This window comes from Nostoc sp. 'Peltigera membranacea cyanobiont' 210A, from assembly GCF_002246015.1.
In the GTDB taxonomy this organism is placed as follows: Bacteria; Cyanobacteriota; Cyanobacteriia; order Cyanobacteriales; family Nostocaceae; genus Nostoc.
Genome location: NZ_NOLJ01000002.1, coordinates 887,347 through 900,067 on the forward strand (window position 1 = coordinate 887,347; position 12,721 = coordinate 900,067).

The window sequence follows — 12,721 nt, forward strand, 5'->3', positions numbered from 1 at the left end:
TTCATAGAGACCGTAAATTTACGGTCTCTATAGATTCAGCGTGAAGATGCAAGGTTAAGATAACTTTGCCAGTGGTAGATGGAGGAACTCTCCAAAGTAGGAGCGATCGCTTAATTTTCTCCACTACAACTGGATCTTTTAGGGTAGAGTTTTCCTGATCCAAAACTACCCGTTCTACCCGACCTTTCTTGACGGTGAACTCAAAGACGATTTCACCACTGAAGCCTGAAGGAAAGTTTAGTTGCTGAAGGTGTCGGGTTAGATCAGCAATTTCTGTATTATCCAAGCCAGTGATGCTGATAACCTCTAACTGATGGTTGATCGCTGCGTCTAATATTTCATCTTGTTCCATCTCCTCTAAATCAAAGCTCAAAGATATCTCGACTTCTTTGGCTGCTGGAGATTGTGGCGATCGCTTTTGCCGAAGAAAATCTGGAGCTTCTGCTGAAGCTGGTGTTGATAAGGTTAAGAATTCCATTTGACCCGCAAAACCACCAGCAGGAGCATTGCCAAACACTCCTTGGTAACTAACTGCTTCCGGCATTTCCACTGGCATCTGCATAGACATATATTCGCTTCCTGGTTCAACCCGCACGTCATCGCTGACAGCCACAAAAGCTGTGTATTGAGAAAGCAGTTGATAAGTTAAGGCAGTTTCTGTAACTGCTTCTACACCAGCTTTAGTTTCAAAACTCACCATTTGATTCATCAAATCTTTGATACAAGCGCGTCCCCACAACTGCGCCACAGCAAGATTTACTGTTTCCTCAAATATGAGGTTAAACGTTTTTTCGTAGTGCTTACCACCCGCAGCAATACCGGAGATTTGCAGATTACCGCTGACTCTATCTTCTTTGCGACCAAACAAAACTAATGGTTGTTCGCTGAATAAATCAGGCGCTATGGCTGGGTAAATGACAGGCGACTCTGTGTCACCATGCCAAGAAATTTGAATATTTGTGAGTACAGGATTGTTAATTTGCCTGTAAAACTTTTCGGCAACTTCTTCCGTGGGTTCATCATGACGAATAATTCTAGATATTCCCCGGCCAATTTCGGCGATGCGATTTAGTAAAAAACGGTTAACTGAACTACCAGCACCGAAACTATAAAGGCGATTTGCTGGTTGGAGGTGCTGTTGTACTTCTGCTAAAATCTCATTTTCGTTGCCGATATAGCCATCAGTTAAGAGTACAACGCTGCGTAATCTTCCGGTTGGTGTAGGGAAATTTATGGCTGTACGAATGCCACTGAGCATTTCTGTACTGCCATCAGCTTGTAAATTGTTAATGTAAGCGATCGCTTTGGTACGATTTTCTGGTGTATTCGGCAGAGGTGTTGGCGATAACTGTCTGACTCTATTGGAAAAATCGATAATTGTGAAAGTATCATTGGGATTCAACCCATTGATAAATCGCCGCATCAATTCCTGACACTTTTGCAACGGATCGCCAGATTGTGAACCGGAAGTATCCACCAAAAATATGACATCTTTGGGGACAATCTCATCAGTGGAATATTCCAAAGCTGGAATCAGGTATATTGCAAAATGTCCGCCGCGATCGTCGGGTTGGCTTAATACTGTGGATTGAGTTTCTTTACCAGAAACTTGATAGCGGAGAATTAAATCTTTGTTGGGAATTGTATCTTCTCCGGCTAATTGAATCCGCACAATTTGACCTGAGTGTTCAATTTTTAATTGATGGGAAGGAGAACGCACTTCCGAAATTGGCAAACCTGCATCAATTTGACTGTGACATTAATATTGTGACGCGAGCGCGTTCCTTCTAAGACTACAGGCGGTGTAATGCGAGAAGCATCAGGAACTTGGTCTGTATCACCGCTACCATCCATCGGCGTTCCCGGAATATATCTTGGCCCCACTACCATCGGGAAAACAAATTCATAGTTTCCCGCATCAAATTTTAAACTTTCGGTGTAACGAATTGTGACATCAATTTGTTCGCCAGAGATTGGGTGAAAATGTTGTCTCGTTCCTGTTCTAGAAGTCCGGCGGTGCGTCCTTCTTGTTTTGCCTTTTCGTAGATAGCTACAGCTTCTTCACGTTTTTTAATATTACCTTTGATGATGCGATCGCCTATTTTAATTTCCATGTCATCCACCGCAGCCTCATCGGGTAACGGAAAGATATACACAGCTTCTAAAGGCTGTGTGAAGGGGTTTTCAAAGCTTTGGATAACCTCAACTCGTGATAAATTACCCGCAATTTTTGCGATAACTTCTGTATGCTTGAGCGGAAAAACTAGTTGATCTGCTTGAGGAGATTGAACATACAAACCCCCTAACTGTAGGTTTTTAACACTTACTGTATTCATAGAAAACTCCTATTTTATTTGTGAACTTACTTTTTAAAGTAGGTAATAAGTAACTTAATTACGAATTACGTTAGCGTTAGCGAAGCGGTAGCGAGTACTCGAGCGTCCGCAGGAGCGTCATTACGAATTATTTAACAAACACCAGTCCACTATACAAATGAAAAGCTGAATCCCAATTAGTCTGTTCCCTACGAAACAGTTCAATGTGAGACTTGATATGACTCAACATTTCTGTTTGATCTAATGTTGTATCTGCAAAAGATGTGAAATCTGACCAAATTTTGACTTGAGGAAGTTGTTGCTCAATCCAACTTGATAAACTATTCCAATTAATTCTGATTGTATTGTGGCTAGCTTGGGGAATAATTTTTAACCCTTGCTGAAATTCATAGCCGTTATCATAAAGTCGGAGAATGGAACGTCTACCAGGTATGTGTAAATCACAAAACTGAGCATAGTCTTGTGTTTGAGTTTTCCATTCCAGTTTACGGCGGGCATCAACATCTACAACTTGTTCAAAAATGGGCAAAAGTCCTACTACTCTTGCTGTGACTTCTGACCAGTCAAAGGTGAGAGAACCAAGTTGATTTACCTCGTTACGACAAACAACAGTAGCTTGTGGGGTAGATGCTTGGAAATGTTTGACTTGATAAACTTGAATTTGCTGAATTTGCGCTATCGTTGCCCAAAAGCAAGGAATACCAGCCTGCTGTAGCTGTTTTCCATAAAATTTTAGTTCTCCTACTTGGCCAGTGCGGTACAATCTCCAGCCACGACTTGGCAGTATTAATCGTGCAGTATAGGGGTCTATCTGCATAATCTGAGCAAATTTTCGAGACGCTTCTGTTTTCATCTCGGTACTGAGTGGCTCTAAAACTAGTACGCCAAGTTCGGTGTTATTTGGTTCAGATTTTGCTTGGGAAATAGCTCTTTGTCTTTCTTCTAGCTCCACTTCTTGCAGCCGTCGCAAACCTTGCCGTGCGAGCGTTACTATTTTGACGTTCCTTGTATCTCGCAGCAGTTGCCGATAAATTTTTTCTGCATCTTGGCGCTTTTCAGATACTTCATTTAGCCGAGCGAGATAATATTGCACCCAAGGATTTTCGGGTGATTCTTTTTGCAGCTGTTTGAGTAATTTAGCTGCTGTTTTATAGTCTTTATGCTCAAAGGCGATCGCAACTTGCTCAATCATCACTTACTTTAAATACACGTTGGAGTGATGTCTCGCGCAAAAGTAATTTTGCGTGAGCTATAAATCATTTATACTTCACAAGTTGCGGTAATCAAGGATAATGCTACTACTGGGGCTGTAACTGCTCTCAGGATGCGGCGACCAAGGGAAACAGGTTGAAATCCAACTGACTTCGCATTCTCAATTTCTTGTATTGTCCATCCCCCTTCTGGCCCAGTCGCAATAACAATCTCGCTAGAGATGCTACTCAGCACTTTGTTTAAATGGGGATACTCACCACGAGCCTCACAAATGTAACGGTGACTTGTCTGATTGGTGGTAACGGCAGTATTAAAAGCAACAGGTTCTAAAATTGTCGGCACAAAAGAGCGCTCTGATTGCTCGGCGGCTTCCGCAGCAATGCGCCGCCAGCGTTCGAGCTTTTGAGGACTAGGATGAAGTAAAGTGCGATCGCTCAATACTGGTGCAATACAAGCTACTCCCAACTCTGTACAACACCGCACCACTTCATCAAATCCATTACCTTTGGGCAACGCCACCATCAGCGTAATCGATACAGGTAATTCTGTTTCTACTAAAAGTGGTTCTAAAACCTGTGCTTGTTCTCCTGCAAGCTGCGCTAACCACCATTTTCCCTTACCATCCATTGCAATAAAGCGATCGCCTTCATGCAAACGCAACACACGCCCCAAATAATGCTGTTGTTCTTTAGTGAGTAAAATTTGTCCTTGTTGGAGTTGGGAGGGTGCGATCGCAATTCTTTGCAGTTGAGACATGGGATTTTGGAATTGAGACAATATCAAATCAAAGATGGACACAGATAAGTCCATCTGTGTCCATTCATGGTTCAGTTATTTATTTGACTTACGAAAGGTTCTGGAAGTAAGCTTCTAGAGCTTCAGTCACTAACTGAGTCATCGGCTTACCTTGGCTTTCTGCTACTTCCTTCAACTTGCTATAAACCTCTTCTTTCAAGTTCACCCGATGGCGTGATTTACTTGTACCATTGGCTGTTTGGGGTTCGTAGCTAGCAGCAAATTCGCGGATGGCATCAAAACCAACACGATCGCAAAAATCACCAAAGCTTTCCTTAGATTTCCGAGATTTTTTAAAGTAAACAAATATCGGCTCTAAGAAGCTTTCCAAGTCATTATGGTGCAGTTTCTCTGTGTAAGGTTGTGCCAGTCGAGTCTGATTTGGCGAACCCCCTAACCATAATTGGTAAGATTCTGGAGCGCTACCGACAAAAGCCAATTCTGCCAAGTAAGGACGAGCGCAGCCATTGGGGCATCCTGTCATCCTTACCACAAAATGTTCTTTTTGTAAACCTAGTTTATCCAACAGAGCGCGAATCCGTTCCAAAATACTCGGTATTGCGCGTTCTGATTCCGTGATTGCCAAGCCGCAAGTGGGTAAAGCCGGACAAGCCATTGCATACCGCACTAAAGGTTCTATTTTACTAGGGTCGTCTCCGACACCGTGACGGCTGAGAATGTCTTGAATAGCTTCCTTGCTATCTGGTTCGATATCGTAAAAAATCAGGTTGTGGTTGGCTGTCAGACGGATGTGTAAGTTGAACTGTTCAACAATTTCCCGCAAGGCGGTTTTCAGTTGAAACGAACCTTCATCCTTTACTCGACCATTGTCAATGGAAATTCCTAAGAAGAGCTTGCCATCACCTTGTTCATTCCAGCCGAGGAAGTCGTAATATTTAAACTCTGGTAGTGGTTTGAAGGCTTCAACTGGTTTACCAAAATATTCTTCAACTTGGGTACGGAATTTATCTACGCCCCAATCGTTGATTAAATATTTTAATCTGGCATGACGACGATCGGTGCGATCGCCATAATCTCTCTGGGTAGCAACAATCGCTTTCACTATGTCGTAAACGTCATCCTTCGCCACATAACCAATGGGATCTGCTAACCTAGCGAAAGTTTCTTCTTTACCGTGGGTTCTACCTAAACCACCACCAGCAAAAATATTAAATCCTTCTAATTGCTTCTTCTTATTGGTAATTACTACCAAAGTCAGGTCTTGGGAATACAAATCTACCGAATTATCCCCTGGCACAGTCACGCAAATTTTGAACTTGCGCGGCATATAGTACGTGCCATAAATCGGTTCTTCGTTGTCATGGATAATTGTGCCATTCCCATTGCGCTGTCGCGCCGCCTTCACCTCTGGGTTCTCTTCAGCACTAATTGCTTTTTCCCCATCTAACCAAATTTCGTAATAAGCACCTGTTTGCGCTGTCAGCAAGTCAGCAATATTCTGGGCATACTCCCAAGCATACTGATACTCTGGGCGATTTTTAAAGGGGGCTGGTGGTGCCATCACATTTCGATTAATGTCACCACAAGCTCCCAAAGTCGAACCCAGGTTGTTGACAATCGTGGCAATTGCTGATTTAAGATTTTTCTTTAAAATACCGTGCAGTTGGAAACCTTGACGGGTAGTTGCTCGTAACGTGTGGTTGCCATACTCATCAGCGATTTTATCTAAAGCCAGATACAGCTGCGGCGGTACTAAACCACCCGGATTTTTTGTCCGCAGCATAAACTGGTAATCTTTTTCCTGTCCCTTGGTGCGGTTGTCGCGGTTATCCTGCTGGTAAGAACCGTGATACTTCAAAAGCTGTACCGCATTTTCAGTAAAATGGGTAGTGTCTTGAAGAATCTCAGTTGCTACAGGTTCACGCAAAAAATTACTATTTTCCTTGATCCCTTCTACTTTGGAAGGCTTACGGCTAGCGATTGGGGAAGGAGCAGATTTAACCATTAGACTTGTATAGTATTCTCAATAAAGCATTAGTAGACGCCGAATCAGCACCCTTCGGCTACTTGATCCCCGGTAATCCGGCCGGAATAATGAGGAATGATTTAATTTTAACACGGCAAAAGCCGGCTTTGTTAGTGATGTAATACTTAGCAAAACCAGCTTTTGGGAGTAGTGAGTTTTTAGTGCTGAGTCCTGAGTACTAAGTAAAGTATAAACTGACTGAGGACTCAATAATCTTTTATTTGAAGCGATAACCGATACCACCATTGATGCTAACAGCAGAAGCATCACTATTTTGGTAAGCACCAAGTCCGACTTTGGCATTAGTGTAGACGAGGAAATTGTTAGCAACTTCCGATTCAACACCAGCACCTACCACTACAGAATCTCTGTTACCTATAGGAGTTGGTGAGCCATCTTTCTCTACAAAAGAATAACCACCAGTTAAATAGGCGTTAGTTCTATTAGCGATAGGCACATCCACAGAAAGTTCTGGAATTATGGCACTTGTTTTATCACTCCAGAGGACATTACCACGTGCAGAAAACGGCGTAGTTCCTAATTTCACGCGGCCTGTGACATTACCACCAAATGTGGCATCATCGTTGATACCTTGTCCGCCACTGGTAACGCCAGCTGCAACACCAGCACCAACATAACTAGCATCAGTACCCTTTTTAGTTTCAGCAGAAGCTTGGCCAGCTGATAGAACAAAAGGAGCAACTATTAAGGAAGACAATGCAGAAATTGTCACGAAAGACTTGAGTAAGCGTTTCATAATTTTTACCAAATTTTGTATTTTTTACTTGTATATTCCAGGTCGAAAATAAAGTGATAATGTTCCAAATGATTCCCAACTTTTATTAAAAAACTGTTGTTGCTAATGTATAACGCTTACAGGATAACTATCCCTTGAATTGATAAATAAGCTGTTATAATTACATCTCAATGTCTTTCAATTCTGGCTGTTTGTTCCCCCGATAGACGCTTTTACAACTGTCACAATATTTGGAACTAAAACTAAGTCGGGATATGGTAAATAAAATACCCGATTAATAATTTTTGCCGAGCTTTTCAAAGATGATGAAAAAGTAGGCTGTAACATCTGTTGCAACAAGCTATAGAGGAAATCTATAAAGTTAATTTTGAGCAATTCTCGTGGAGATTGAATAATGCTAACCGCTGCAAAAACGTTGTCTGGTTTGATGGGTTTATGTGTCGGTGATGCGTTGGGTGTGCCAGTAGAGTTTACTAGCCGTGCTGAACGAGTAAAATCTCCAGTGACAACGATGTTGGGTTATGGCACATGGAATCAACCACCAGGAACTTGGTCAGATGACAGTTCCTTAAGCTTTTGCTTGGCAGAATGCCTTTGTAGAGGGTATTCCTTGGATGCTATAGCTAATTCCTTCTGGCGCTGGTACAAGGAGGCTTACTGGACTCCTCGTGGCGATGTCTTTGATATTGGTCAAACTACCCACACAGCAATTATGCGCCTCAAGCAGGGAGTTGTTCCCCATCAGGCAGGTGGTAAGGTTGAAAATAGTAATGGCAATGGTTCTTTAATGAGAATCTTGCCAATGGCTTATTGTCACAGAAGCTTCACTTTAGGCGAATTGTTGGCGCGGGTGCATGATGTTTCGGCGATTACCCATGCTCATGCGCGATCGCAAATGGCCTGCGGCATTTATATTAGTATTGCAGTGGCGCTTTTAGAAGGGGCTGACCCGCAAACAGCTTATTTACAAGGATTGCAAGATATTCAAACAATTTATTCTGTGCGGGAATTTTTGTTAGAGAAGCCGCATTTTGGCAGAATTTTCAGTGGTGAGATTGCCAAAGTACCAGTAGAAGAGATTAATTCTGGTGGCTACGTAATTGATACCTTAGAATCATCCTTATGGTGTTTATTAAATAGCTCGTCTTATTCTGAGGCGGTACTGAAAGCTGTCAACTTAGGCGGAGATAGCGATACTACTGCTGCTGTCACCGGTGGGTTAGCGGGAATTTACTACGGCGTAGAAAATATTCCCAAACAATGGATGAACCAAATTGCTCGTAGACAAGACATTATCTACTTGGCAGAGCGCTTTGCAAGGGCTGTTTACAGCTAGTTTGGAATTAGAAATTATACCAAGCGTTTGATCGGCAGCTTTTCGCAAGTAAAATTAGTTGTAGAAAAGTTTCATGCTGGTTGAACAATGCTAACCGCTGCAAAAACGTTGTCTGGTTTGATGGGTTTATGTATTGGTGATGCGTTGGGTGTGCCAGTGGAGTTCACTAGCCGCGCTGAACGAGTAAAATCTCCAGTCACATCGATGCTGGGTTATGGAACTTGGGATGTTCCTGCTGGTACGTGGTCAGATGACAGCTCGCTGACCTTTTGTTTGGCAGAATGTCTTTGTGAGGGATTTTCACTGGATGCGATTGCTAATTCCTTCTGGCGCTGGTATCACGAAAGTTATTGGACTGCTCAAGGCGAAGTATTTGATATCGGTAACACCACATTTTTAGCAATTGTGAACTGGAAACAAGGAACTCTGCCCGTGAAAGCAGGTGGTAGTAGTGAGAATAGTAATGGCAATGGTTCTTTGATGAGAATCTTGCCGATGGCTTATTGTCACAAAAGTTTATCTCTGGATGAATTGATTGCACGAGTACATCAAGTTTCTTCCATTACCCACGCTCATCTCCGTTCTCAAATAGCCTGTGGCATTTATATTAGTATTGCAGTGGCGCTTTTAGAAGGGGCTGACCCGCAAACAGCTTATTTACAAGGATTGCAAGACATCCAAACAATTTATTCTGTGCAGGAATTTTTATTAGAGAAGCCGCATTTTGGCAGAGTTTTTAGTGGTGAGATTGCCAAGATACGAGTAGAAGAGATTAATTCTGGTGGCTATGTGATTGATACCTTGGAGTCATCTTTATGGTGTTTATTAAATAGCTCGTCTTATTCTGAAGCGGTACTGAAAGCTGTCAACTTAGGCGGAGATACAGATACTACCGCCGCTGTCACTGGTGGGTTGGCCGGAATTTATTACGGAGTGGAAAATATTCCTCAACAATGGCTCAACCAGATTGCTCGTAAGCAGGACATTATTAACTTGGCAGAGCGTTTTGCAAGGGCTGTTTACAGCTAGTAGTCCATCAAGCAAAGTTTGAAGGGTAAAGAAAGGAACCGCGTTCGCTTATCTCTCAAATTCAATGGCACAGACCACTAGTTTGTAATTTTAAATTATACAAAGAGTGAGGAGTTATGAAAATCCTAACTCCTCACTCTTTACTTTTAACTTGCTGAGAAATCCACTGTAAGTAGGCTTGAGAACTGGCAACAATTGGTAAAGCAATAATTTCTGGCACTTCATAGGAGTGCAGTTCCTTAATTTTGGCCTCCATTGCCGGAAATTGCGCCAAATCAGTTTTAATCAGTAATTGCCATTCTTGCTCTTTATGCACTTCTCCTTGCCAAGTGTAAATTGAGTGGATTGGTAATAGACTCACACAAGCAGCGAGTTTAGCTTCCACAAGAGCATTTGCAATTGCTTCTGCCTCCTGGATGTTGCCAGCTGTCACCAATACCACACCATATTCAGCAGGTGTCTCCATGACCTCTAAACCGTCGCAGACAAGGAATAGACCTGACCATCAATCAGCAGCCGTGTGATGCCTTTAGCTTGCAAATGAGTACGAGCCTTATGGAGCATTTTACTATCAGGAACTTTAATCACGCGATCGCGCTTTGTAGAAAAGCGCTTGGCGACACGATGGTTATCAAACACCGGCAGAGTTCTTTGCTGAGTTTCCAGGCTGGGAATTTGCCCCAAGTCACCAAAGTCTTTCAGAGGCCGGGTAATTAATTCTGAGGAACGGTCAATTACCAAATAGCAAGTTTTCGGCAAATTGGCTACAGACAGAGGCAAAACTTGAACTGATGCTTCACCTGGTCTGCGTTTTGTGACTAAAGGTCTTTCCTCATCCAGGTCATCATCATCAAAGTCTTCTTCCTCAAAATCGTCATCCTCTAAATCATCATCATCTAAATCATCCAAATCCTCTGATTCGTCTAGCAAATCTTCGCCCAGCATGTGCGCGATGACGGCTGCTCCTGGATGTTCAACCTTTAGAGGCGGGATGGAGATGCTGACTATTTCCGGCGGCTTTGGCTCTGGAGTTTCTAATTTCTCAGATGTGACTCGGAGTTTCGGTTTTTCCGCCGCCGAGGGGCGTCGCCGCACCCGTCTACTAGCGGCGATTGACTCCGCCGTTTCCTCTGAGTAAAGTTCCTGCTCTACACGAATTATCTTACGTGGTAGTGGCTCAACCTTTGGCACTTCCAAAGGTGGGCTTTCAATGGGTGGAACTTCTATCTCCGGCTCAGGTTGAGTCAGCAGTGGTAACTGCTCGTAGCTAACCTGTGCCCTTCCCTCAGGAGTTCTCGCAGCCCGCTTTAAAGAGACTAAGTATTCATACTCATCCTCTGGCAAAGTACTTTTGAGCAGGCGACTAATTGTCGAGTTACTCACACCGTAGCGGTCTGCCAAAGTTGAGGTTGTTTCGGCAGTCTCTCGATATAACTTCAGAATTTCTTGCTTGTCAGAGTCTGTTAATTTTCTCACGGTAGATACCAAAAATCCTTACTAAGCTCGTTTTCTTGTGCTGGTACGCCGCGTTCGTCTTAGTGATGCGTCATATTCTAAGGCAGCGCCCATACCAAATAACACTCCACTAAACACCCAAAACACTTCTAATATCTCTCCACTTTGATAATTGGGGCCTTGGGCGTATTTAAACCACATATCTGCAATGTAAAGCGAAAAGGCCGCCGCTGCAATCATTCGCCAAGACTGGGAAACTCTTCCTCCCCAAAAGGCTAGCAGCAGAGTGGTAGCAATAATTAACAGAACCACATCGCTAACTACGTAAAACCAGTTCAAAATAGCGACTAGCAGTTCCGTGGATGTTTCCTGTTGCATAGAAATCCACCATGCCAACAAACTACCGAATACTGCAATTGCTAACACAATTAGCCACTGCCATTTTTCCAGATTGATTCGCCTGGAAGCCACAGCTAAAATCATGCCTGCGCCAAGTAATAGATAAGTCAGTACAAAAAATATATCGCCTACAGACACATCCGGTTCATCTTTTAAAACTATTTCGGTATAGCCGAAAATTATCCCTCCAACGAAATAAGAAAGCATACCTAGCCCAATTAAGAGCCAAACATTCCGGCCACTGACGATTTGTGGACTCAGCCAGTTCCTCAAGCATAAGATACCGGCAGCCAAATAAGCTAAAGCTTCAAAAATATTTGTGCCAATCACATACCACTCAGCTCGGCTTTCTATGCCATCGGCTCCGGGAACTTTGGCACTAAACAACAAAAAGTATAGCAGTGCCAGTACAGCCCAGCCAATATTAGCTAAGACAATGTTCTGAGTGTTGAAAATAGATTTAGAAAGGAACGAATTCTCGTAAGAGTTATTCATAGGACAAGACTTATGTAGATGCACTCTGGCAGTATTTTGAGTTAAAGGAATGTATATCTAGCAGTGTGTCTGCCAAGTAATACACAATCGGACACCAAAAGCAAGTTGCCAGTGGCCGGAATTTTCTGAAAAAATTTCCATGCTACTGCCATAGTTTACCCAGTGGTGATTGTTTTAGCCAATTGATAAACAGCGCTCGCTCGGCTTCTGGCATATCTTCTAGCTTATAAATCACTTGTTTGGTAAAATTACCATTGCCAAAATAGGCTTTTCCTAATCGATGCAGTTCTTGTAACAGAATAACTACATGATTTTCTTGCCAATCAGGTATTTTGGCTACCGGCAAAGGATTAGTAGACACCAAATATTTAACCGCTTCTAGAGAAGACGCTTGGGGAAATTGCTTCTGCTGTAATACTTCGGCAATATCTTTTTCAAATAATGCAACTTGCCTAGCACCTAAAAACTCTTCAATATCGATAGAAACACCTTGTAACAGCAAAATACTGGCTTGGATTAAAATCGCCGTTTTGCCATGACCACCTGTGTCACTATCCAGCTGCTCTAAACGGATTTTGCCCCAAACACTAAAGCGTTCCGGTTCCTCCAGCAAAACACAGGCTTTACCTCGGTTATCCGTTAATTCTCTCCATAAGGCTCTAGCTTCTTCTTCTTGACTAGCTTTGAAAACACTAATCAAGCGAAAAGTTTGCCCTTGATAACTGAGAATCGGCACTTGCTGATCCTTTTTTGGGTGCTGAATGCTTGATATTTCAACATCCTGCCGTTTGAGAATAAACATGGCACTAGCAAATAACTCCTCACAGGGGCACTCTTAATATGGAATATATAATGGCATTTGGCAGTATCGCCAAGGCTGAAATTACCTAGCATACTGTGAAAATGAGCCTCGCGATCGC

13 protein-coding genes are annotated in these 12,721 nt (G+C 42.8%); 2 read left to right on the forward strand and 11 right to left on the reverse strand.

The features are described from left to right. Window position 1 precedes the first annotated feature (1 nt). The 7 genes from CDG76_RS08775 to CDG76_RS08795 form a co-directional block, all read right to left on the reverse strand. A complete protein-coding gene (locus tag CDG76_RS08775; RefSeq protein ID WP_317616121.1) occupies window positions 2-1,672 on the reverse strand; it encodes an after-VIT domain-containing protein in 1,671 nt (556 codons plus the stop codon). Between the two features lie 23 nt (window positions 1,673-1,695). Continuing rightward, window positions 1,696-1,890 carry a hypothetical protein gene (locus tag CDG76_RS39370; RefSeq protein ID WP_317616122.1) on the reverse strand — a complete coding sequence of 65 codons (195 nt, stop codon included), beginning with the start codon at window positions 1,888-1,890 and terminating at the stop codon, window positions 1,696-1,698. A 35-nt stretch (window positions 1,891-1,925) separates the two neighbouring features. Further along, complete coding sequence (locus CDG76_RS39375) at window positions 1,926-2,336, reverse strand: VIT domain-containing protein (RefSeq protein WP_317616123.1); 411 nt, start codon at window positions 2,334-2,336, stop codon at window positions 1,926-1,928. 127 nt (window positions 2,337-2,463) lie between these two features. Next, window positions 2,464-3,528, reverse strand: coding sequence for a tetratricopeptide repeat protein (locus CDG76_RS08780; protein ID WP_094348640.1), 1,065 nt, complete (start codon window positions 3,526-3,528; stop codon window positions 2,464-2,466). Window positions 3,529-3,596: 68 nt separating this feature from the next. Next, window positions 3,597-4,304 (reverse strand): 16S rRNA (uracil(1498)-N(3))-methyltransferase, encoded by a 708-nt coding sequence (locus tag CDG76_RS08785; protein ID WP_094348767.1) that lies wholly within the window; start codon window positions 4,302-4,304, stop codon window positions 3,597-3,599. An 88-nt stretch (window positions 4,305-4,392) separates the two neighbouring features. Then, window positions 4,393-6,309 (reverse strand): sulfite reductase, ferredoxin dependent, encoded by a 1,917-nt coding sequence (sir, locus tag CDG76_RS08790; RefSeq protein WP_094348641.1) that lies wholly within the window; start codon window positions 6,307-6,309, stop codon window positions 4,393-4,395. Window positions 6,310-6,547: 238 nt separating this feature from the next. Next, window positions 6,548-7,087 carry a porin family protein gene (locus CDG76_RS08795; RefSeq protein ID WP_094348642.1) on the reverse strand — a complete coding sequence of 180 codons (540 nt, stop codon included), beginning with the start codon at window positions 7,085-7,087 and terminating at the stop codon, window positions 6,548-6,550. 394 nt (window positions 7,088-7,481) lie between these two features. Here CDG76_RS08795 and CDG76_RS08800 point away from each other — a divergent pair, with 394 nt between their 5' ends. Further along, the gene (locus tag CDG76_RS08800) at window positions 7,482-8,423 is read left to right on the forward strand and encodes an ADP-ribosylglycohydrolase family protein (RefSeq protein ID WP_094348643.1); all 942 of its coding nucleotides are present in this window, start codon (window positions 7,482-7,484) and stop codon (window positions 8,421-8,423) included. A gap of 87 nt (window positions 8,424-8,510) precedes the next feature. Continuing rightward, the gene (locus tag CDG76_RS08805) at window positions 8,511-9,452 is read left to right on the forward strand and encodes an ADP-ribosylglycohydrolase family protein (RefSeq protein WP_094348644.1); all 942 of its coding nucleotides are present in this window, start codon (window positions 8,511-8,513) and stop codon (window positions 9,450-9,452) included. Between the two features lie 133 nt (window positions 9,453-9,585). Here the strand turns inward: CDG76_RS08805 and cutA are convergent, their stop codons facing one another. From cutA to CDG76_RS08825, 4 genes are all read right to left on the reverse strand, one after another. Beyond that, the gene (gene cutA / locus CDG76_RS08810; RefSeq protein WP_094348645.1) at window positions 9,586-9,918 is read right to left on the reverse strand and encodes a divalent-cation tolerance protein CutA; all 333 of its coding nucleotides are present in this window, start codon (window positions 9,916-9,918) and stop codon (window positions 9,586-9,588) included. A gap of 5 nt (window positions 9,919-9,923) precedes the next feature. Next, on the reverse strand, window positions 9,924-10,928 hold the full coding sequence (locus CDG76_RS37175) for a transposase (protein WP_094348646.1): 1,005 nt from the start codon (window positions 10,926-10,928) through the stop codon (window positions 9,924-9,926). A gap of 21 nt (window positions 10,929-10,949) precedes the next feature. Continuing rightward, window positions 10,950-11,801: a hypothetical protein gene (locus CDG76_RS08820; RefSeq protein WP_094348647.1), complete on the reverse strand. Its 852-nt coding sequence runs from the start codon at window positions 11,799-11,801 to the stop codon at window positions 10,950-10,952. 142 nt (window positions 11,802-11,943) lie between these two features. After that, window positions 11,944-12,603 carry an Npun_F0813 family protein gene (locus CDG76_RS08825; protein WP_094348648.1) on the reverse strand — a complete coding sequence of 220 codons (660 nt, stop codon included), beginning with the start codon at window positions 12,601-12,603 and terminating at the stop codon, window positions 11,944-11,946. Between the last annotated feature and the right edge of the window lie 118 nt (window positions 12,604-12,721).

Excerpts from the sequence above, each read along its gene's own strand:
- CDG76_RS08800 (WP_094348643.1), top strand. The coding sequence starts at position 7,482 with ATGCTAACCGCTGCAAAAACGTTGTCTGGTTTGATGGGTTTATGTGTC.
- CDG76_RS08785 (WP_094348767.1), bottom strand. The coding sequence starts at position 4,304 with ATGTCTCAACTGCAAAGAATTGCGATCGCACCCTCCCAACTCCAACAA.
- CDG76_RS39375 (WP_317616123.1), bottom strand. The coding sequence starts at position 2,336 with ATGAATACAGTAAGTGTTAAAAACCTACAGTTAGGGGGTTTGTATGTT.
- CDG76_RS39370 (WP_317616122.1), bottom strand. The coding sequence starts at position 1,890 with ATGGTAGTGGGGCCAAGATATATTCCGGGAACGCCGATGGATGGTAGC.
- sir (WP_094348641.1), bottom strand. The coding sequence starts at position 6,309 with ATGGTTAAATCTGCTCCTTCCCCAATCGCTAGCCGTAAGCCTTCCAAA.
- CDG76_RS08795 (WP_094348642.1), bottom strand. The coding sequence starts at position 7,087 with ATGAAACGCTTACTCAAGTCTTTCGTGACAATTTCTGCATTGTCTTCC.
- CDG76_RS08780 (WP_094348640.1), bottom strand. The coding sequence starts at position 3,528 with ATGATTGAGCAAGTTGCGATCGCCTTTGAGCATAAAGACTATAAAACA.
- CDG76_RS08805 (WP_094348644.1), top strand. The coding sequence starts at position 8,511 with ATGCTAACCGCTGCAAAAACGTTGTCTGGTTTGATGGGTTTATGTATT.
- CDG76_RS08820 (WP_094348647.1), bottom strand. The coding sequence starts at position 11,801 with ATGAATAACTCTTACGAGAATTCGTTCCTTTCTAAATCTATTTTCAAC.
- CDG76_RS08825 (WP_094348648.1), bottom strand. The coding sequence starts at position 12,603 with ATGTTTATTCTCAAACGGCAGGATGTTGAAATATCAAGCATTCAGCAC.
- cutA (WP_094348645.1), bottom strand. The coding sequence starts at position 9,918 with ATGGAGACACCTGCTGAATATGGTGTGGTATTGGTGACAGCTGGCAAC.